Source organism: Sphingobacterium shayense, assembly GCF_013179575.1.
GTDB classification, from domain to species: Bacteria; Bacteroidota; Bacteroidia; order Sphingobacteriales; family Sphingobacteriaceae; genus Sphingobacterium; species Sphingobacterium shayense.
This window is the reverse complement of sequence record NZ_JABMCQ010000069.1, coordinates 1-19368: the sequence shown is the minus strand read 5'-3', so window position 1 is coordinate 19368 and position 19368 is coordinate 1. Positions and strand designations below refer to the sequence as shown.

The following is a 19368-nucleotide window of genomic DNA, read 5'->3' as shown; positions in this document are numbered from 1 at the left end:
TTGTCAATAATTAAAGCCCCTTGTATACCATAGATACTATAATCGATTTCTTGAGGTTTATCTGCAGAGATAATATACACCCTATTCCCGTTAATAATTAATGAATTATTGGACGAGTCGACCTCTACAATCCCTTGGAAATCCCCATGTATAGAATCCTGAAGAAGTAGATTTGCACGTTTTTGTAAGCTGTCACTATTGATCCTGTCGCGCGTAACAATTGCACGGAGTCGAAGCAGCGAACCTCCTACCGTATGATTAATGATCTCTCTTGTAAGTAAGCGTCCAATACGTCCGAATCCATAGAGGACAACGTCTTTCGGTGAAAAACTAGGATGGTGTATTATTGGGGCTAGTCGTTTTTGAACGAAGAACAAAAGGGAATCGTTGGGTTCTTTGTTTCGCGCCTGAAGTGCTAGTGTGCCAATATCGATCCGTGCGAGCGGCAATGTCATGTCCTGAATACACTGTGCAATTGCTAAGGTCTCTTCGATCGGAATCTCGCTCGACATTAATGTTTTCGTTTGTTGATGTAAACGTAGAACTAGACTGCCTCGTCGGTCAATTAACTGGTTACGGAAAAGAACGAGCTCTATGCCATGATTAATCCATAGATTGCTAATAATTTCAATTAGATTGGCGGCTGCCAATTGTTTGGATTTGTAACTTTTGATCTCCTGTTCAAAAGTGGCCATTTGTCCCATAATTTTTTATAAATGATTACGGGACAAACATATGGATTTATATTAACGAAAATCCTATTTTTTAAAAAAATGATAAAACACAGATGCTTAAACGTTTTTATTTTAAGAAAATTTAAAATAAATTATGATTTTTTGATAAAAGTGAAATTTTAAAAGAAGTTTAATGAATCTTTTTATTTAAGAATTTGGATTGAGCAGGAAAAGTTCTGAGGCGAGCATATCAGCAATAAGTTTCCCTTCTGCGGTAAGTCGAATGGAATTGTCTGAGGTGATCTCTAAATGTCCTTTTTCAATAAATTCTCTTGAAGCATTGTTAATATGATCGACCGCAAGATCGCCAAACCTTTCTTTAAGATATTTGATATTTACCCCCCATATTGTTCTTAAGGATGTCATTAAGTATTCGTTGAATTGATCCTCAAAGGTCAAGATTTCTGTTTCCATCGTTGTTTCTCCACTCATTATGCTTCGAATATACGACGCATTATTACTGATATTCCAACTGCGTGAACTACCGTTGAATGAATGAGCTGAAGGACCGATTCCTAGATAATGATGTCCTCTCCAATAGTTCGTATTGTGTTTAGCATATCGCTCTAGTTTGGCGAAATTTGAAATTTCGTAGTGTTCAAAATCATTTGAGCGGAGGGTATCGATGAGCATATTCATTTGACGAGCCGATTGTATTTCATCAATTGGCTCCGATCTTCCCTGTTTTATTAAGTGAGCTAGCGCAGTTTTTTGCTCAACCGTCATTGCATATGATGATATATGGGGAATGTCGTATGCTAATAGTTGTCCCATATTTGATGTCCACTTCTCGTCTGTCAGGAGCGGGTATCCGTATATGAGATCTGCGGTGATGTTTTCGAAGCCCGCGTCTTGCACCCTTTTGATAGCCGAATCGGCTTCTGAAGCATTATGGGCACGGTTCATCCATCGTAAGTCCTCTTCAAAGAAAGATTGAATACCTATACTAAATCTGTTTACGGGTGTTTTACGAAGATCACTTACCTTTTGAACGCTTAAATCATCGGGGTTCGCTTCTAGCGTAATTTCTGCATTATTTGAAATTTCGAATTTTTTTGAGACGTAGCCGATCAGTTTGTCAATTTCGGAGGGGTTAAGGATGGACGGGGTTCCACCTCCGAAGTAAATTGACTCTACTTTCTTATTTTGTAGGTAGTTCGAGCGTATGTTAATTTCTTTTTCCATCGCTTGAATCATTTCGTCTTTATATTTTATTGACGTGCTAAAGTGAAAATCACAATAGTGGCATGCTTGTTTGCAGAACGGAATATGGAAGTAAATCATTTAATAAACGAATTGACGAGCAAAGATAGTTATTCCATAAGTATAGGCGTCAAAATTTGTACACTGGTTTTGGATGTTCGATTTCGTTGAAATGTGAAAGTAAAATTAATTTTTCAGTGGGGATACCATTTTCAATATCTCGGAAAATACTTTTAAAGCCGAATTTTTCAAGAAGCCGCTTTGAAGCAATATTTTCAGGGTGTATAACCCCAATGATATTTTTTTTAGGATCAATATGTTGCGCAAACGCTAATAAATGTCGGCAAATTTTTGATCCTAACCCTTGTCTCCAATATTCTTTTTTTAGCAGATACCCAATCTCAAATAAAATAGGATCATCAAGATAGTATACTAATTTGCATTCACCTAAAACTTCTTTAGTGTTTTGATCTAAAACTTGGAAATACCCAATTGAGGCATATTTATTATTGATCGAGATAATAGATTTGAATTTTGCTTTGGATTGCTCATTCGTCATTCCATCGCCAGTGATATAGAACATAACTTCACGACATCTAACCAGCTGTTGATATTCCAGTATGTCCTGCTCTATATATTTCTTTAATTCGATATTACGTTCCATCTTAGCTAAGATAGTTATTAGCGCTCTAATCCTTTGTGTTTTTAAATCGAAGCTGATTCTTTAGGTGATGTTATCAAAGTATTTTTCTGATTAATTGTATATTTATGTTAATAATATATTAACACTGGGTTTATATAGCATCCTTAGCTTCGTCCCGGTAAGAATTATAACCTGTTCGTTTACCAATATTGATTTTAACGATGATGATGAAAAAAATGAGTTCTAAGTTTAATCGTTGTCCAGTATGGATTCCAAAAGCATGTCTTTTGTTGTCCGGCTTCGGTTTTACGTCTGCATTCGCTGAATCGCTAACAAACCCAATCCACTCGGAGCGGGCGGTAATTCAGCAAAAGATTTCGGTTTCGGGCTATATAATTGATGAGGAGTTACGTACCCCGATCGTTGGCGTTTCGATTCATGCGGGAGGAACCCCGATAGCCACTACTGACAATCAAGGAAAGTTCGAAATACAAGTTTCCGCTGGTCATGATGTTACTTTTCAAAGTGTCGGCTATTTACCATTGACAAGAAAATGGACATCGGCCGCGAGCAATGTTGCCATTTCGATGAGACAGTCTGATCAGCAGATCTCCGAAGTTATTGTAACTGCACTCGGTATCAAGCGTGAAGAGAAATCGTTAGGATACGCTGTAAGTAAAATAAGCGGCGAACAGATGACTGACGCGGTTCCAAGCAATTGGGTCGATGCAATGAAGGGGAAAGTTGCCGGTTTAAATATTAGTCAAGCAAGTTCAGGACCGTTAAATACAGCTCGAATTAATTTACGCGGTGATCGATCATTAGATCCGGCAAATAATGAAGCCTTAATCGTTGTTGATGGTATTCCGATGGTCAACGGGCGTTTTAGTTCTGGTGTAACCGACGCCTACGGTGCTGGTTCCAGTGGCGCGGATAAAGATATACCTGTAGATTTTGGAAATGGGTTGGGCGATATAAATCCCGACGATATTGAGTCGATTTCGGTATTAAAAGGAGCTGCTGCAACGGCTTTATACGGAAGCCGCGCGGGAAATGGCGCATTAATTATCACTACTAAGTCTGGAAAGCGCAATGGCAAAGGAATCGGGGTTACGGTGAATTCGAACAGTAGCTTCCAAAATGTTTTAAAATGGCCAGAATTTCAGTACGAATATGGGCAAGGTAATCTGAACCGTAATACTGATGGAGAGCTTTACTATTCCTATCAATTAAGTGAAGATGGCGCTAATACGGGCAGCACTTCTAGTGCTTGGGGGCCGAAATTCGATGGACAGAGTTATTTTCAATATGATCCCGAAGTTGAAGGACAGGGTCCGTCGCGTACACCATGGGTACCCTATAAAGATAATGTTAAAGGTTTTTTTAGGACGGGCGCAACATATATGAACAGTGTTGCTTTAGACGGAGGTTCCGATCACTTTAACTCTAGAGCTTCAATTACACATACTAAGAACGAATGGATTATGCCAAATACTGGATTTGAACGTTTGGTGGCATCATTTAATAGCTCAGCAGATTTAAGCGATAAGCTAAAATTAAATTTTAAAGGAACGTATACCAACAAAACAAGTGATAATCTTCCGGGTACTGGGTATAATAACCAATCAATAGCGTACTTTATGATATTTCAGAATCCAAGTATTGATTTGGATTGGTACCGGCCTATGTGGCTTAAAGGTCAAGAGAATCGTCAGCAGATACATCCATTTAGTTCTTATATTGAAAATCCCTTTGTCATTGCTAACGAGATGACCAATAGTTTAGTGAGCAATGGATTCGACGGTATGTTACAAGGGCTATATACGATCAGTCCAAAATGGGAATTCATGTTGCGCTCTGGGATAAACATGCGCTCAGATAGGCGTGAGCAGCGTCGACCTTGGGATACAGCCAATTTCCCTAAAGGTTATTACAAGCAACAGGATCTTTTTTATATGGAATCGAATACTGACGCTTTGCTTACATTTAATGATGATTTGGGTGGCGATGTAAAAATTAGAACATCTCTTGGGGGGAATCTCATGAAACAGCAAACGAAAGAAGCGATGGGAGTGGCGCGTGGATTAAATTTGCCAGGTATCTATAAATTAAGTAACGCTCTTACTAATGCTTTAGCTGACGATAACAACCTAATTCGTAAAGAAATTCAAAGTGTCTTCGGTCTCGTCAACCTTTCTTGGCAAGAAAAAATATTTTTAGACTTGACTGCTCGAAATGATTGGTCGTCAACGCTTCCTTCGGATAGTCGATCATATTTTTATTCCTCAGCGAGTAGCAGCTTTATCCTAAGTGAATTGATGTCTCTCCCGAAAGAAATTTCATTTGCAAAGTTACGTCTTTCATATGCTCAAGTAGGGAATGATACAAGTCCTTACAAGACGATGAAATATTATTCACCCTCTGTGTTTCCAGGTTCTGCAGAAGCTCCTCCGGTGTTAAGTAATGCGGCGATGAAACCTGAAATTTCGACCTCAACAGAAGGGGGGCTTAACATCGCCTTTTTGAATAATCGTATTGTTGCAGATGTCAACTTTTATTACAACCGATCTAGAAACCAGATTTTAACGGTACCGTTGGACGTAACGACGGGATATAGTTCTGCTGTTATTAACGGCGGATTGATTCAAAATAAGGGATGGGAGGTAAGTTTGACAGGAACACCGGTGCGTAATGAAAATTTTTCATGGAACTCGACAATAACTTGGGCAACTAACGATAATGAAATCTTAGAGCTTAGCGAAGGTGTAGAAACACCTCAACAGGTCATCTCATCAACCGGTTCAGGCGCCGCACAAATAATTGCGACAGTCGGCGGTTCAACTGGTGACTTATGGGGATACGGATTGGTTCGGAATGATCAAGGCCAAGTCATTATTGATGGCACAACAGGCTTAGCGGCCCGGCCAGAGGACAAAACAAAAATTGGAAATGTTTATGCGGATTGGCGCGGTGGATTTCATAACGAATTCCGATATAAGAATTGGTCTTTGAGCGCCCTGATAGACGGTCAGTACGGAGGGATAGTATATTCCCAGACCCATCATAAGATGACTGAACAAGGAAAACTAAAACATACTTTAGTTGGACGTGAAACAGGTACGATCGTCGGAGAAGGAGTCATTGATAATGGTGATGGCACATTCTCGCCAAATACGAAAGAAGTACCTATTAATACGTGGTATGGTGATTATTACCGAAGAGCAAATCTAGAGACAAACAGTTTTGATGCTTCTTATCTAAAACTACGCGAGGTTCGCTTAGAATTTAGTCTACCGACGTCGTTAGTTTCTCGTTGGAAGATGAACAGTGCTTCCGTAGCGTTATTCGGACGAGATCTTTTTATGATCACAGATTTTCCGATGTATGATCCCGAGACTGCGGCTTTGAACGGAGCCACGATTGTGCCAGGTGTTGAGATGGGGCAGATGCCGAGTACAAAAACCTATGGTGTGAATTTAAGAGTTAACTTTTAAGGGGAGGATACGAAAATGAAAATCAAATATATAAGTATTGCAATATTGGCGACTACCTTAACAGGACTGAATAGTTGTACAGATAAATTCGATGAGTTAAACACTGATCCAAATAGAATTGAAATGGTAACGCCTGGTTCGCTAGTGACCCCGACAGTGTATGGCATGTCTACGTATTTTACCTTGAGAAGTAACGATTTTACTTGGGAAATTATGCAAACAGGTCTTTCGAACCCTAGTGCTGCAAATGGAGTCCATCGTTACTATTTCACCGAAACTAGTGGAAATGGTACTTGGACTACGTGCTATCGCTATCTACGCAATATTCGGGAAATGGAGCAGGCCGCTGAACGTGAAGGCAATTCTGTTTATAAAGCCGTAGCTATTACATTGAAAGCGTATATTGTTGGTATTCTTACTGATAGTTTTGGTGATGTGCCGTTTTCAGAAGGTTTACTTGCTGAAGAAGGGATAACACAACCAAAATTTGACACGCAGGAGCAAATATATTCGAATATGACTGCAGCACTCGAACAAGCGAATGTTGACTATGTTTCCGAAGGTGTGATGGAAGGCGAAGATATTTTATATCGAAATGATAAGACTTTATGGCGAAAGTTTAATAATTCGTTGTTACTACGATATTATCTTAGACAGTCCAAGCGAATAGATGCATACCAGAAGATAAAGGCGATTTTAGATAACCCCGACGATTACCCAATATTCAATTCAAATGACGATGCAGCGATAGTGAGGATTTCGGGTTTGTCACCCTACGATTATGCGTGGGGAAGAAGACAGGATTATGTAAATTTCACAGCAATGGCGGACTTTTTCGTGGATAACTTAAACGAGTTGAATGACCCTAGACGTCCATTTATCATGACCCAGGCAAACCGCTTAGTTGACGGTGAAATTCAAAATATTGGATATCGCGGGATTCAGTCGGGACATTCGGGAGACCTGTCTGGATTGGACTATAATCCAAGCACGCCTAATGGAGATTTGATGTATCCAAATAATGTTGGTACAGAGATCAAAGAGATTATCATGCCATATTCTGAGGTTGAATTTATAAAATCAGAGGTTTATTTAGGTCTAGGGCAGGCTGATTTAGCAAAAGAAGCTTATGAAAAAGGTGTACAAGCATCTGTTGAGCAATATGGAGGAACATTACCGGAAGATTATTTTTCCAATGAATCTGCAAAATTTGATGGAACGCTAGAACGGATAATGCTGCAAAAATACCTCGGACTCTTTATGGTTGATTACCAGCAGTGGTTTGAGTACCGTAGAACCGGCTTCCCGGAATTGCCAACGACTCCTTACATGTTTTATCAAGGAGTAATGCCATCTCGTTTTATGTACCATGCGGATGTTCGTCGATTTAATCCAGAGAATTATGCAAAAGCCGTGGAGCAGATGGGGGCAGATGATTTTCATACCAAAGTATGGTGGGAAAAGTAACGGAAATTGTTTAACATTCTATTTTCATCAAACGATGTGCGTTTAATAACACCGCCCCAAAATTGTCAAATTTTGGGGCGGTGTTATTTTTTATAAGATGTCGCTTGATTTATCGAGCAAATAAGTTGTCTGACGATTCAATATCCGCTAAACGTAATGAGGGGTCGATTTGTACTTTAACGGGTTTCTTCGTGACCTTGATCTTGTAATTCGGATTTGTCCAAAACCAATCTTCAAGGGTCGTTCTATTTATGTCTTGATATATTTCCAAAGTTTCAATAGGCTTTTCTCCGCGCATCTCGCGAAGTGGGATGTAGAAAAGTTCTTTACTGCCATCCTCGTATTCTACAAGAACATCTAGCGGCATGGCCAGATCTGATTTGTTGATCAGATTAATTTCGTTGTCAGTTACAGTCCCAATAGCATAATCGATCGTTCTTGTAGTATTGATAAACAGATTAAAGTACCATTTAAGGTTTATGCCTGAAGTCTCTTCTGCCACACGCTTGAAATCATTTGGTGTTGGATGCTTGAACTTCCAAAGGTCGTAGAATGCAAGGAAGGTTTTTTGTAAGTTTTCTTTTCCGATAATATAACCTAATTGTTCGGCGAGAACTTGTCCTTTATTATAAGCTTCGTTGCCGTAAGCATAATTTGTGTTGTAATAATCTGCTAGAAGGCTCATGGGTTCTTCTTTCCCTGAGAGAGCTAATTTGTAGTACGCTCGATATGCGTTAATAACGGGATTGCTTTCTAATGCACCTTTTTTCTCGAATAGACTTTGGAACGCTAGTTCCTCGATGTAACTAGTGAATCCTTCGTCAAACCATTCGTCAACCGTTTCATTCACTCCAAATAGTTGTTGATACCAAGAGTGTGCGGCCTCATGAAATATTACGCCCACTAAACTTTTGATATCACGGCCTCCTGTAATGAGGGTTGCTGTGCCGTACTCCATACCGCCATCTCCTCCTTGAATAATGCTGTAGGTGGGCCATGGATATTTTCCGAAATGCGTCCCGCAGTAATCAAAGAATTCAGTGGATAATGAAAGTGCAGTCGCCCAATTTTCTTTTACTTGTTTATTTGTCGGTAAATAGACTGTATATATGGTCACTCCACCATTGCTTTTCGCAGAATCGACTTCAAATTTAGGATCCGCTGCCCAAACGAAATCGTGAATGTTCTCAGCTTTGAAGTTCCATGTTGCTTTTCCGTCTTGGCTCTTGATTTTGGCGTTCTTGGTATATCCTTTTACCTGTGTTGGGTTTTGCAGTTTTCCCGAAGCACCTACGACATAATCTTTATTTAAATGGATAGTCACATCAAAATTTCCAAAAGGAGCAATAAATTCGCGGGCCACATATTCATCTAAATGCCAACCAAATTCATCGAACTGCGCCATTTTGGGATACCATTGTGCCATCGACAGCGCAACCCCTTCTTTCGAGTTGCGGCCACTACGACGAATTTGTTCGGGAACCTGTGCTTCCCACTCCATTTCTATGATCGCGGTTTTCCCTTGTTTTATTGCTTGGCTAAGTGTCACTTCCAGGATCGTTCCATCGACCTTATAGGTCGCTTCTTGACCATCCACGGTAAGACTGTTGATTTTTTGATAGCCGATTTGATCTGGTTCTAAAACTGCTATACGACTTTGATACTGCGGGTTTTCCTTTGTGCCGATGTTCGTAGTCATCCGCGAATCTGGGTCAATGATATTAGAAAGCCTATAGTCCATCATACTTCCAGGCTGGAAAGCATTAAAATACAGATGGAAATAAATTTTAGGAAGATCTTTATTTGAATTGTTGGTGTATTTCAATGTCATTTCTCCCTGATATTGATAGTTTTTCTCGTCAACCTCGACGTCCATTTTGTAGTCCACATGCTGCTGCCAATAACCTGCACGTTGCGACCAAGCGGCAGTTGATATTAAAAGTAGACAGGTAAAAAATATGATTTTTTTCATTTTGATATTAGTTATGCATAGTAATATTCAATGCCTTCCATCTTTAAAGCGTGAATAAGCGACTCTAAATCGTCGGCATTTTGAAACAATTTATTCCGCCAGTAGCGTTTAGGTTGTCTTGCGTCTTTAAAGAAGATCATAATCAGATTACCACCTGAACGGGGTACATTTCGTATATACTTGATCGTTTGGATATCGATACTGTGAGAATCATTCTTGAAATTAATAGACAATAGACGATCGTCAATTCGCCACCTAGAAGGATTCGCGCTCCATTTGGTGCCCAAGAATAAAAGCAGCGGAACACTAAGTAGGACGATAATTATTTTCAATATTTCTTGAATCGATAATTGAGACACGAGGACGGTCACAACGCATAGTCCAGCTAATAGCACTAGCATATATTTACCACGATGTAGGGTTGCAATTTCAAAGTCGGCTCCGCGCATGTTTCAAAAATAACAAAGCGCATTTAAAAAACGATTTTATTACACTAATATTCGTTCCCAACCCGAGCTTTTATATAAAAAAACGCTCCAAATAGGTTGGAGCGTCGACTTTATGCTTTGATACTTTTAGAAATTGAAATATTTTGCGGGGTTTACCTTTCGGTTGTTGACGAGCACCTCGTAATGCAAGTGGGGTCCTGTGCTACGTCCTGTGCTACCTAGTAACCCGACAATTTCACCGGCTTCCACATATTCCCCTTTTTTTACGCGTGTGCGTACCAAATGGGCGTAACGCGTCTCGTACCCGTTACTGTGTTCAATCATAACGACATACCCATAGTTCCCTTGATATCCGGCAAATGTAACCTTACCTTTAGCTGTAGATTTTACGGGATCACCAGTTTTGCCTTTAAGATCAACTCCGGAATGCATTTCGCGTCCTCTGTTAGTAAATGGATTTCTGCGGTAACCGAATGGCGATGTGATACGACCTGGGTGCGGTATACCAAGAGGCATCCCTTCAAGTCTATTTTCTAGCTTTATTAGTTGTTCTTTATAAAATTGAGAAAGTTCAATAAGATATTCGTCACTTTCTTCTTCCACAGGTCCTCCGACGTTGTCCATCTTGATCGCTTTTAAACCACGTTTCTTCATCTTCTGATTGATTCGCTCTAGGGTGCTGTCAATCGAGTTGAAGGACTTTTTCATTTCTTCAGTTGTCATCTGGTTGTCGAACTCGTCTTTTTCGAGTTGGCGATTCTGTTCTTTTAGTTCATTTATTTGACGACCGTAAACGGTCGTATATCGCTCCGATGTATATTGTCGTACTGCAAAAATCGCAGTAAGCACAATCGCTGTAATTACTACAATTGATGAAACAAGAACTTTTTTCCAATGTGTGACAACAAGTGTCGGTATCTGTATTTTTTTTGTAGATGTACCATCTGGCTCAACGAAAAGGACAGATGTTTTTTTCTTTAGCATGGCGTCAATAATAAAAACTTTTTATGTACGGTGCACAAAAGTAGCTTATCATGTTCTTTGTAGTCAATATTTTACATTTTTTAACATTTTTAACACCTGTTTTTATTGTTAAAAAATGACCAACTTTGTGCATGTCATTTGCTGAAAAACTTATCAATTGGTACCAAGTCAATGGGCGCGTATTACCTTGGAGAGACACGTCTGACCCGTATGTTATATGGCTCTCGGAGATCATTCTTCAACAGACTCGAGTAGAGCAGGGAATGCCTTATTTTTATCGGTTCTTAGAGGAGTTCCCTATTGTAACAAAATTTGCTGCGGCTGATCAGGAATTAATTTTGCGTTTATGGCAAGGCCTAGGTTATTACTCTCGAGCGCGGAATATGCAAAAGGCGGCAAAAATGGTAATAGAAGAATTCGGAGGTGTCTTTCCCAGAAAGTATGAGCAGGTAATTCGGTTGCCTGGAGTGGGAGAATATACAGCTGCAGCGATTTCGTCTTTTTCATCCAATGAGTTTCGCGCTGTTGTGGATGGTAACGTATACAGAGTATTGTCGCGCTATTTCGGTATCTCCGAACCAATTAATACGTCGTCTGGCAAGAAACTGTTTGCGCATTTAGCGCATGAGATGCTTGATCAACATCATCCGGGAACATATAATCAAGCTATAATGGACTTCGGGGCAATTCAATGTAAACCGAAGAACCCGGATTGTGGTCAATGTATATTTCGTTTGGAGTGTGCTGCCTATAATCATGGCCAAATAAATGTTCTTCCCGTTAAGTTAAAAGGTCGCGCTAGTCGTAACCGCTATTTTCATTATTTTATCATAGCAGACCAAAAGGGGCTGCTAATGGTTCAGCGGGGGAATAAGGACGTCTGGGCGAGTTTATATGAATTCCCGATGTACGAATCTGAAAAAAACCTTAATATAGACGAACTTAGGGACACACTTTCAACACTAAGATATTTTGGTGAAAATGTGAATCTAATTTCCATTGGGGGACAGGTAAAGCATATTTTGAGCCACCAAAATATATATGCACATTTTTATTTCGTCGATGGCATCGCTTCTATTGCAGATAAAAAGTCGGTGGGGAATTACTATTTATGGGAGAAATTAGATAAATTAGCTAAACATAAACTTATATTTTCTTTTCTAGAAAAGAATAAACAGCTAATCAGTACTAAATTATAATAATGGCGAGTGTTAATAAAGTTATTTTGGTAGGGCATTTAGGTAAGGATCCCGAAGTTAGATATTTAGACGGTAACGTAACTGTTTGTAGTTTTCCGCTAGCAACTTCAGAAAATTATACTAAAGACGGTGCGCGCGTGCAACACACCGAGTGGCATAACATTGTTATGTGGAGGAATTTGGCAGAGATGGCGGTTAAATACCTTAAGAAGGGAAAACTTGTTTACTTAGAGGGACGTCTACGCACTCGTAATTTCGAAGATCGTGACGGTAATCGACGCTTTGTTACCGAGATCGTAGGGGAGAACTTTAAACTCTTAGGAAGACCTTCAGATTTCAACCAACAAACAAAGTTATCATCAGAAGGAAATACCGCGGATGAAGAGGAAAAAGACCAGGAGGTAGATTTCTTGGAAAACAACGCAGATACTGATGGTTTGCCTTTTTAAAATTGTTGATCGCGCCGTTAAAAATAAACGGGTCCGCCAATGACTTTAAATATTTTGCCGTATCTTTGGCCTTATGTTGCAGGACAAAATAAAGCAGTATACAGAAGAAATTAATGCGTTCCAGCCTACATCGATGAACGATGTGGAAAGCTATCGGTTGAAATTCCTTGTAGCAAAAGGAGTTGTGAAATCATTATTTGAGGAATTTAAATCGGTATCTATCGAGGAGAAAAAGACCTTAGGTAAGGTGCTAAATGAGTTTAAGCAGTTGGCTGAAGCGAAGTTTGCAGACATTCAGCCATTATTTATTGACGCTTCGCAGGACGTAAAGAGGGAAGAAGGAGATCTAACACTCCCGGGTGAAGGTTTTCAGTTGGGATCGAGACATCCGTTGTCGCTAGTTCGCAAGGAAATCGTTGAAATCTTTAAAAAGCTGGGTTTTGTGGTCTCTGAAGGACCGGAAATCGAAGATGATTGGCATAATTTTTCAGCCCTAAACTTTCCGCCAGAACATCCTGCTCGAGATATGCAAGATACATTCTTTGTAGAAAAAAAGGACGGGAACGATATCGCTTTACGGACGCACACCTCTTCGGTGCAGGTTCGGTTAATGGAGATGGGTAAACCACCTTTCCGTGCGATCATGCCGGGACGAGTATATAGAAATGAAGCAATTTCTGCGCGTGCGCATTGTTTCTTCCACCAAGTTGAAGGATTATATGTGGATGAGAATGTTTCTTTCGCAGATTTGAAGCAGACACTATTTCATTTCGTTCAGGAGCTTTATGGGGAGGGTACTAAAGTTCGCTTCCGACCATCTTATTTTCCTTTTACTGAACCGTCTGCCGAGATGGATATATCTTGTACTATTTGTAAGGGTGATGGCTGTCAATTGTGTAAACACTCAGGATGGGTTGAAATATTAGGCTGCGGAATGGTAGATCCAAATGTACTGGATAATTGCGGTATTGATAGCAAAAAATATTCTGGCTTTGCTTTTGGTATGGGAATCGAGCGTATTACTAACTTGAAATATGAAATACGAGATCTTCGCCTTTTTTCAGAAAACGATGTTCGTTTTTTATCGCAATTTGAAACCGAGATCATTTAAAGTTTTAGCGAAGGATCGCCCAATTTTGACTTCTAGTTGATATTCATAAACCAGTCATTGGTTTTCTTAGTATCTAAATAAAAGAATAGTGACCATTTACGTGTCAATAAAAATATAAATATTACGTTCAAACTAATACTGTGGAGCATGACCTGGTCATATTAACAATCAAAAAATCAGCACGCGAGCTGTTTCGACGCTATGGTTATAATAAGACGAGTGTAAATCAGCTTTCCAAGCATGCTAACATAGCCAAAGCAACCTTTTATAAACATTTCTCTAGTAAAGAGCTTATTCTGCATGAAGTGCTCATGGATTATATTCGAGAAAATGTACAAGACATTCTGGATAAGAATGTTCGAGAGAAAGATCTTTCCACTTTCCTAGCGAATACAATTTTGAGAGTTAGCCGTGTGACTTATACGGTATGTAACGAATTCGTTGGTTGGGAGTTTATTCGCGAGTCCGCAAATGCTCAAGAGTATCTTAAGACTTTGTCTGACGATTTAGAATTTCTGCTGCTTAGTTCGTTTATTCAGAACAATACGATTGCACAAACGGTGCCAGAAGAACGACTTACATTCTTAATTAAGTCGAGCAAGAATATTGTGTTTTCTTTTGCATTCACGGCAGTGACCGAAGCCGATGTGCGAAAAAACTTCATCTCCTTTCAAAAAGAAATTCTTCCCTATCTTGTTCAGGCAACGCTACTGTAGGAGGTATCGATAGGCTGTAAGGTATTATCTGGTTATTCAATCAGTTATCTGTGAATTTCCCCCTTAAAGATTCCGGCAAACCATAACTAAAAAATCCGTATTTTTGCAGCCATTATGGGTAGAAAAATTCCACAGGACAAGCGATTTATTGAAAATTTAAGGATTGTAGACATCGCCGAAGAGGGCAAAGGTGTTGCCAAACAAGATGATTTAGTGATGTTTATTGAACACGCTGTGCCTGGTGATTTGGTAGACGTAGAGCTTTTTCGTAAAAAGAAAAGCTTCGCAGAAGGGCGTCTTGTGAGCGTTAAAGAGCCTTCTGAACATCGTGTCGAACCGTTTTGTCCTCATTTTGGAACCTGTGGGGGATGTAAATGGCAGCATATGGACTATAATGCCCAGCTTGTCTTTAAGCAGCAGTATGTAGAAAATGCACTTCGTAGACTTGGTAAAGTAGATACTTCGTTTTTAGAAGATATCCTTCCGTCCGAGAAAACTGATTACTACCGCAATAAGTTGGAGTTTACCTTTTCAAATAAGCGCTGGTTAACCTCGATAGATCAAGAGTTTGCCCCCGAAGAGATGAATGCGCTTGGATTCCACGTGCCTGGCCGCTTTGACAAGATTTTGGATATTGATCACTGTTTTCTGCAACAAGACCCTTCGAACGATATCCGGAACTCCGTACGTGACTACGCTATTAAAAATAAAATATCTTTTTACGATTTACGTGCACATGAAGGAGCCCTACGTAATCTAATAATCAGAACGTCTTCCACGGGAGAAGTGATGTTAATCGTTGTTTTTGCATACCCCAACCAAGCGCAGATAGATTTATTGATGGGCTATATACACGAAAAATTTCCTGCTTTAGCTTCGTTACTATATATCGTTAATCAAAAGCGTAATGACACTATATTCGATCAGGAAATATATACTTACGCGGGGCGTGATTTTATATATGAAGAAATGGAGGGCTTGAAATTTAAAGTCGGTCCGAAATCTTTTTATCAGACAAATTCCAGGCAAGCATACGAGCTGTATAAAATAACGCGGGAATTTGCAGGGTTGAGCGGAGATGAACTTGTTTATGATCTATATACGGGCGCAGGAACGATTGCTAATTTTGTCGCCAGATCTGCTCGTGCAGTTGTGGGCGTGGAATACGTTCCTTCAGCTATTGAAGACGCGAAAATAAATTCACAGATTAACGATATCAATAACACTGAGTTTTATGCGGGCGATATGAAAGATGTATTAACAACTGATTTTGTTGCACAGCACGGCCGCCCTGACGTTGTTATAACCGATCCGCCACGAGCAGGAATGCATATTGATGTGGTAAATCGAATTCTCGAAATGGAAGCTGCGAAGATAGTTTATGTAAGTTGTAACGCTGCCACGCAAGCACGCGATCTTGAAATTTTACAAAAAAAGTATGATGTAGCTCGTATCAAGCCGGTGGACATGTTTCCACATACGCAGCACGTCGAAAACGTAGTGCTTTTAAAACTAAAGGCATAATGTTTGTTTAGATTGTAGAATAAATTAGTGTGGACTTTTAATTTTAAATTTTGGATATAGAAGACTTAATTTCTGGGGGAGCCTCTCGAGAAAATGAGAAAGGCGTAAAAAGTCCGTTGAAGAGCCTAAAATTAGATTTAGATTTTTATGCGGACTCGATAAAAGAAGTTTCAAATGAGCTGATAGCAGAGGGATATACCAAGTATCCGATATTTGTCGCTCATCAGCACGAGATTAGTGTAGGGGAATTGCTACTAGATCGCAAAGATTTGCAAACACAATGGTCTATTAATGTAAGTTCGCTCGAAGAATTCTTGGAAGTAGGGATTATTAAAGAAGAGCGCAAAGATTACTTTATTAAACATTTTAAGAAACCAGAGAATTTTATGTGCCTTTTTGTTGTGGTGCCAGAGGGTGCAAACTTCGTTTTCTATCCTTACGTAAAGTAAAAAGTTCGATTTAGAACTTTTTAACATTACCTCGTCCAAACATTTGTTAATTTTAGTCGGAATGTATATTAAAACTAAATATCTATGCCTAATGTTAGGCACAATAGTCTTTTTTGTTTTTGGGACGAATTTCACTCTGGCTCAGACAAAAGGAATATCTGGATTCGTCGTGGAAAAAGGAGAAAGCACGCGTATTACTGATGTAAATGTGACTAATCTTAGAACGAAAAGAACGGCGAAGACAAATACGTTTGGCGTTTTTATTATTGAAGCTTCAGTGGGAGACAGCCTTTCGTTTACTAAAACGGGTTACGGCCCTGTGAAAACGCAGCTGTTTACTGAAGAAGATATATTAATTGAAATGCAGCAAGGTCTAACAATTGAGACCGTTGTCGTCAGCCGTCAAAGTAAAGAGGCCGAAATGCGTGATATGCTAGACGATTATCGGAAAAAGGGTGTCTACAATGGTGGTAAAAATACTTTCGGAACCTATGTCGGTAGCCCCGCTACTGCTCTTTATAATTTGTTTGGCCGTGATGCAAAGAATGCGAAACGTTTTGCGAAGGTGGTTGATCGTGAACTTGAACAATCCAAAGTTGATAGGGTGTTTAATAAAACGTCCGTAAGTAGACTCACAAATTTAGAGGGGGATGAGCTCCAGTCATTTATGGATTTGTATAGGCCTTCCTATAGTTTGGTGGAGCGATGGGGGCAATATGATTTTATGAGCTATGTGAAAAACTCCTTCGAAACTTGGGTTCGGAATGGTAGGCCTAAATCTACACGTCTTCCAAAGTTAGAAATTCCTCCACAAGAAAAATAAATAATAGGTGCTTTTGAATCTATTCCGTTTTTAGAACACTTTTTGGCATTTGCTTTGTTTAACGTATTATTAGACAAATTATACAAAGAAAATTAGGTTGATTATGAAAATGAATAAGAAAGTAGCTGTTTATGGCTTATCGGTAGCAACATCTGTAATGTTGTTAGCAAGTTGTTCTACTATACAGAACACCAGTAGTACAACTAAAGGCGCAGTAATCGGTACTGCTGCAGGCGCAGGGCTTGGCGCATTAATCGGAGGCAAAGCCGGTAATACAGCTGTCGGTGCTCTTGCAGGAGCTGCGATTGGAGGTGTAGCAGGTGGCCTAATCGGGAAGAAAATGGACAAACAAGCTAAAGAAATTGAGAACACTGTTGCAGGAGCTGAAGTAATCAAATCCGATGAGGGTATCATCGTGAAGTTTGATGAAGGTATCTTGTTTGATTTTAATAGTTCGACATTGAAATCTGCCGCGAAAGAAAATATCACGAATTTAGTAGCTACATTAAACAAAGAGCCCGGAACGGAAATTTTGGTGATTGGACACACGGATAACGTGGGGACATTGAACGCCAACCAAAAAGTGTCGGAATCGAGAGCGGCAGCGGTAAAAGCATTTGCTGTTTCTCAGGGTTTGGCGGGCGGTCGCGTTAAGACGCAAGGGAAGAATTTTTCCGAGCCTATTGCCTCAAACGATACAGACGCGGGTCGTGCTGAAAATCGTCGTGTAGAGATAGCAATTGTTGCTGGTGACAAAATGGTGAAGGAAGCAGAACAAGAAGCAGCTCAATAACAAAAAATAAGTAAATTGTTTTTCTACAAATAGCAACTCGCCGAGTTGCTATTTGTATTTTATAGATCATCTTGTACGCTTCCTAGGTTGAAATCCTAGTGTTAAATTTTATTCAACCTCTGCCAAAGTGTCACCGTTCTAAGTTTTTATTGTTAACTTTGTAGTCTTTTAAAAAGTGCTATGCTAGAACTAGATCATACTACGAAAACACACGATGAGTCCCGTCAGGGAGAGGCATTAGATATGCTGGCAACAGGTAAATCTCAAGGTAGAAAATTATATATAGAGAGTTATGGGTGCCAGATGAATTTTTCTGATAGCGAGATCGTCGCTTCTATTCTATTGGATAGAGGGTTTGAGACGACCAAAGACTATAAAGAAGCTGACGTCATTTTTATCAATACCTGCTCAATCAGAGAGAACGCGGAACAGCGTGTACGCAACAGACTGAAAGAATTTGAATCAGCAAAATCACGGAATCCAGGAATGATTGTTGGAGTGTTAGGCTGTATGGCCGAGCGCTTAAAGGCTAAATTTCTAGAAGAAGAAAAGTTGGTTGATGTTGTGGTTGGTCCAGATGCATACCGAGACCTCCCTAATTTAATTGATAAGGTGGATGACGGTACAAAAGCAGTAAATGTATTGCTTTCCCGTGAAGAGACTTATGCTGATATTAGTCCGGTTCGGTTAAACTCGAATGGAATTTCTGCATTTATATCAATCATGCGTGGTTGTGACAATATGTGTTCTTTTTGCGTGGTACCATTTACACGTGGCCGCGAACGCAGTCGTGACGCCCGTTCGATTGTCCAAGAAGCCCTCGATTTGTTTAATCAGGGGTACCGTGAAGTAACATTGCTTGGTCAAAATGTTGATTCTTACAAATATACTCCAGCCGCGAAAGAAGGTAAGGAACTGCAGCCAACGGTTAATTTTGCTCAATTATTGACGTTGGTCGCTGAGGTCAGTCCCGAATTACGCGTACGGTTCTCAACATCCCATCCAAAAGATATTACCGATGAGGTACTCTATACGATGGCTAGATATGAAAATATCTGTAAATATATTCACCTGCCGGTACAATCAGGAAACTCTAGGGTGCTTGACTTGATGAATAGAACATATGATCGTCCTTGGTATATCGATCGGGTGAATGCTATACGTCGTATTCTTCCTGAGTGTGGAATATCTACCGACGTTATTACGGGCTTTTGTACGGAAACTGAAGAGGAACATCAGGAGACGTTATCCATGATGGATTATGTAAAATATGATTTCGCATATATGTTCGCGTATTCAGAACGTCCAGGAACTTTAGCTGCGAAACGTTTTGAAGACGATATCCCAGAGTCGGTGAA

The 19368-nt window shown here is 39.8% G+C and carries 17 protein-coding genes; 11 read left to right on the top strand and 6 right to left on the bottom strand.

The annotated features are described in order from the left end of the window. The 3 genes from HP439_RS10005 to HP439_RS09995 form a co-directional block, all read right to left on the bottom strand. Positions 1–704, bottom strand: a 704-nt coding sequence (locus HP439_RS10005; RefSeq protein WP_281358184.1) for a glyceraldehyde 3-phosphate dehydrogenase NAD-binding domain-containing protein, incomplete at its 3' end; no start/stop codon positions are given. Positions 705–881: 177 nt separating this feature from the next. Continuing rightward, complete coding sequence (gene hemW / locus HP439_RS10000) at positions 882–2018, bottom strand: radical SAM family heme chaperone HemW (RefSeq protein ID WP_172390196.1); 1137 nt, start codon at positions 2016–2018, stop codon at positions 882–884. Positions 2019–2067: 49 nt separating this feature from the next. Next, complete coding sequence (locus HP439_RS09995) at positions 2068–2601, bottom strand: GNAT family N-acetyltransferase (RefSeq protein WP_172390195.1); 534 nt, start codon at positions 2599–2601, stop codon at positions 2068–2070. Between the two features lie 200 nt (positions 2602–2801). Here HP439_RS09995 and HP439_RS09990 point away from each other — a divergent pair, with 200 nt between their 5' ends. Both HP439_RS09990 and HP439_RS09985 read left to right on the top strand, forming a co-directional pair. Then, complete coding sequence (locus tag HP439_RS09990; RefSeq protein ID WP_246229325.1) at positions 2802–6074, top strand: SusC/RagA family TonB-linked outer membrane protein; 3273 nt, start codon at positions 2802–2804, stop codon at positions 6072–6074. A 15-nt stretch (positions 6075–6089) separates the two neighbouring features. After that, positions 6090–7541 (top strand): SusD/RagB family nutrient-binding outer membrane lipoprotein, encoded by a 1452-nt coding sequence (locus HP439_RS09985; protein WP_172390194.1) that lies wholly within the window; start codon positions 6090–6092, stop codon positions 7539–7541. 109 nt (positions 7542–7650) lie between these two features. Here the strand turns inward: HP439_RS09985 and HP439_RS09980 are convergent, their stop codons facing one another. From HP439_RS09980 to HP439_RS09970, 3 genes are all read right to left on the bottom strand, one after another. Next, on the bottom strand, positions 7651–9513 hold the full coding sequence (locus HP439_RS09980; RefSeq protein WP_172390193.1) for a M1 family metallopeptidase: 1863 nt from the start codon (positions 9511–9513) through the stop codon (positions 7651–7653). Between the two features lie 11 nt (positions 9514–9524). Continuing rightward, positions 9525–9962: a hypothetical protein gene (locus HP439_RS09975; RefSeq protein WP_172390192.1), complete on the bottom strand. Its 438-nt coding sequence runs from the start codon at positions 9960–9962 to the stop codon at positions 9525–9527. A 126-nt stretch (positions 9963–10088) separates the two neighbouring features. After that, entirely contained in the window at positions 10089–10946 is an 858-nt protein-coding gene (locus HP439_RS09970) for a M23 family metallopeptidase (protein ID WP_172390191.1), read from the bottom strand. Positions 10947–11077: 131 nt separating this feature from the next. Between HP439_RS09970 and mutY the strand changes: the two genes are divergently transcribed. The 9 genes from mutY to miaB all read left to right on the top strand — a co-directional run. Continuing rightward, positions 11078–12145, top strand: a complete 1068-nt coding sequence (mutY, locus tag HP439_RS09965; protein ID WP_172390190.1) for an A/G-specific adenine glycosylase — start codon at positions 11078–11080, stop codon at positions 12143–12145. A 2-nt stretch (positions 12146–12147) separates the two neighbouring features. Further along, the gene (locus HP439_RS09960) at positions 12148–12594 is read left to right on the top strand and encodes a single-stranded DNA-binding protein (RefSeq protein ID WP_172390189.1); all 447 of its coding nucleotides are present in this window, start codon (positions 12148–12150) and stop codon (positions 12592–12594) included. A gap of 73 nt (positions 12595–12667) precedes the next feature. Further along, the gene (pheS, locus tag HP439_RS09955) at positions 12668–13705 is read left to right on the top strand and encodes a phenylalanine--tRNA ligase subunit alpha (protein ID WP_172390188.1); all 1038 of its coding nucleotides are present in this window, start codon (positions 12668–12670) and stop codon (positions 13703–13705) included. 140 nt (positions 13706–13845) lie between these two features. Continuing rightward, the gene (locus HP439_RS09950; RefSeq protein WP_172390187.1) at positions 13846–14421 is read left to right on the top strand and encodes a TetR family transcriptional regulator; all 576 of its coding nucleotides are present in this window, start codon (positions 13846–13848) and stop codon (positions 14419–14421) included. A gap of 114 nt (positions 14422–14535) precedes the next feature. Further along, entirely contained in the window at positions 14536–15945 is a 1410-nt protein-coding gene (rlmD, locus tag HP439_RS09945) for a 23S rRNA (uracil(1939)-C(5))-methyltransferase RlmD (RefSeq protein ID WP_172390186.1), read from the top strand. Between the two features lie 50 nt (positions 15946–15995). Beyond that, positions 15996–16394: a hypothetical protein gene (locus HP439_RS09940; protein ID WP_172390185.1), complete on the top strand. Its 399-nt coding sequence runs from the start codon at positions 15996–15998 to the stop codon at positions 16392–16394. A gap of 91 nt (positions 16395–16485) precedes the next feature. Next, complete coding sequence (locus HP439_RS09935; protein ID WP_172390184.1) at positions 16486–17217, top strand: hypothetical protein; 732 nt, start codon at positions 16486–16488, stop codon at positions 17215–17217. Between the two features lie 103 nt (positions 17218–17320). Then, positions 17321–18010, top strand: a complete 690-nt coding sequence (locus tag HP439_RS09930; protein WP_343043533.1) for a YiaD family glycine zipper/OmpA-like lipoprotein — start codon at positions 17321–17323, stop codon at positions 18008–18010. Between the two features lie 180 nt (positions 18011–18190). Continuing rightward, positions 18191–19368: tRNA (N6-isopentenyl adenosine(37)-C2)-methylthiotransferase MiaB (gene miaB / locus HP439_RS09925; protein ID WP_172390182.1), on the top strand; the 1178-nt coding region annotated here is incomplete at its 3' end.

What these genes read in the sequence shown, in the direction of transcription:
- hemW (WP_172390196.1), bottom strand. Translation starts at nt 2,018, where the DNA reads ATGATTTACTTCCATATTCCGTTCTGCAAACAAGCATGCCACTATTGT.
- HP439_RS09995 (WP_172390195.1), bottom strand. Translation starts at nt 2,601, where the DNA reads ATGGAACGTAATATCGAATTAAAGAAATATATAGAGCAGGACATACTG.
- HP439_RS09990 (WP_246229325.1), top strand. Translation starts at nt 2,802, where the DNA reads ATGATGATGAAAAAAATGAGTTCTAAGTTTAATCGTTGTCCAGTATGG.
- HP439_RS09985 (WP_172390194.1), top strand. Translation starts at nt 6,090, where the DNA reads ATGAAAATCAAATATATAAGTATTGCAATATTGGCGACTACCTTAACA.
- HP439_RS09980 (WP_172390193.1), bottom strand. Translation starts at nt 9,513, where the DNA reads ATGAAAAAAATCATATTTTTTACCTGTCTACTTTTAATATCAACTGCC.
- HP439_RS09975 (WP_172390192.1), bottom strand. Translation starts at nt 9,962, where the DNA reads ATGCGCGGAGCCGACTTTGAAATTGCAACCCTACATCGTGGTAAATAT.
- HP439_RS09970 (WP_172390191.1), bottom strand. Translation starts at nt 10,946, where the DNA reads ATGCTAAAGAAAAAAACATCTGTCCTTTTCGTTGAGCCAGATGGTACA.
- mutY (WP_172390190.1), top strand. Translation starts at nt 11,078, where the DNA reads ATGTCATTTGCTGAAAAACTTATCAATTGGTACCAAGTCAATGGGCGC.
- HP439_RS09960 (WP_172390189.1), top strand. Translation starts at nt 12,148, where the DNA reads ATGGCGAGTGTTAATAAAGTTATTTTGGTAGGGCATTTAGGTAAGGAT.
- pheS (WP_172390188.1), top strand. Translation starts at nt 12,668, where the DNA reads ATGTTGCAGGACAAAATAAAGCAGTATACAGAAGAAATTAATGCGTTC.
- rlmD (WP_172390186.1), top strand. Translation starts at nt 14,536, where the DNA reads ATGGGTAGAAAAATTCCACAGGACAAGCGATTTATTGAAAATTTAAGG.
- HP439_RS09935 (WP_172390184.1), top strand. Translation starts at nt 16,486, where the DNA reads ATGTTAGGCACAATAGTCTTTTTTGTTTTTGGGACGAATTTCACTCTG.
- HP439_RS09930 (WP_343043533.1), top strand. Translation starts at nt 17,321, where the DNA reads ATGAAAATGAATAAGAAAGTAGCTGTTTATGGCTTATCGGTAGCAACA.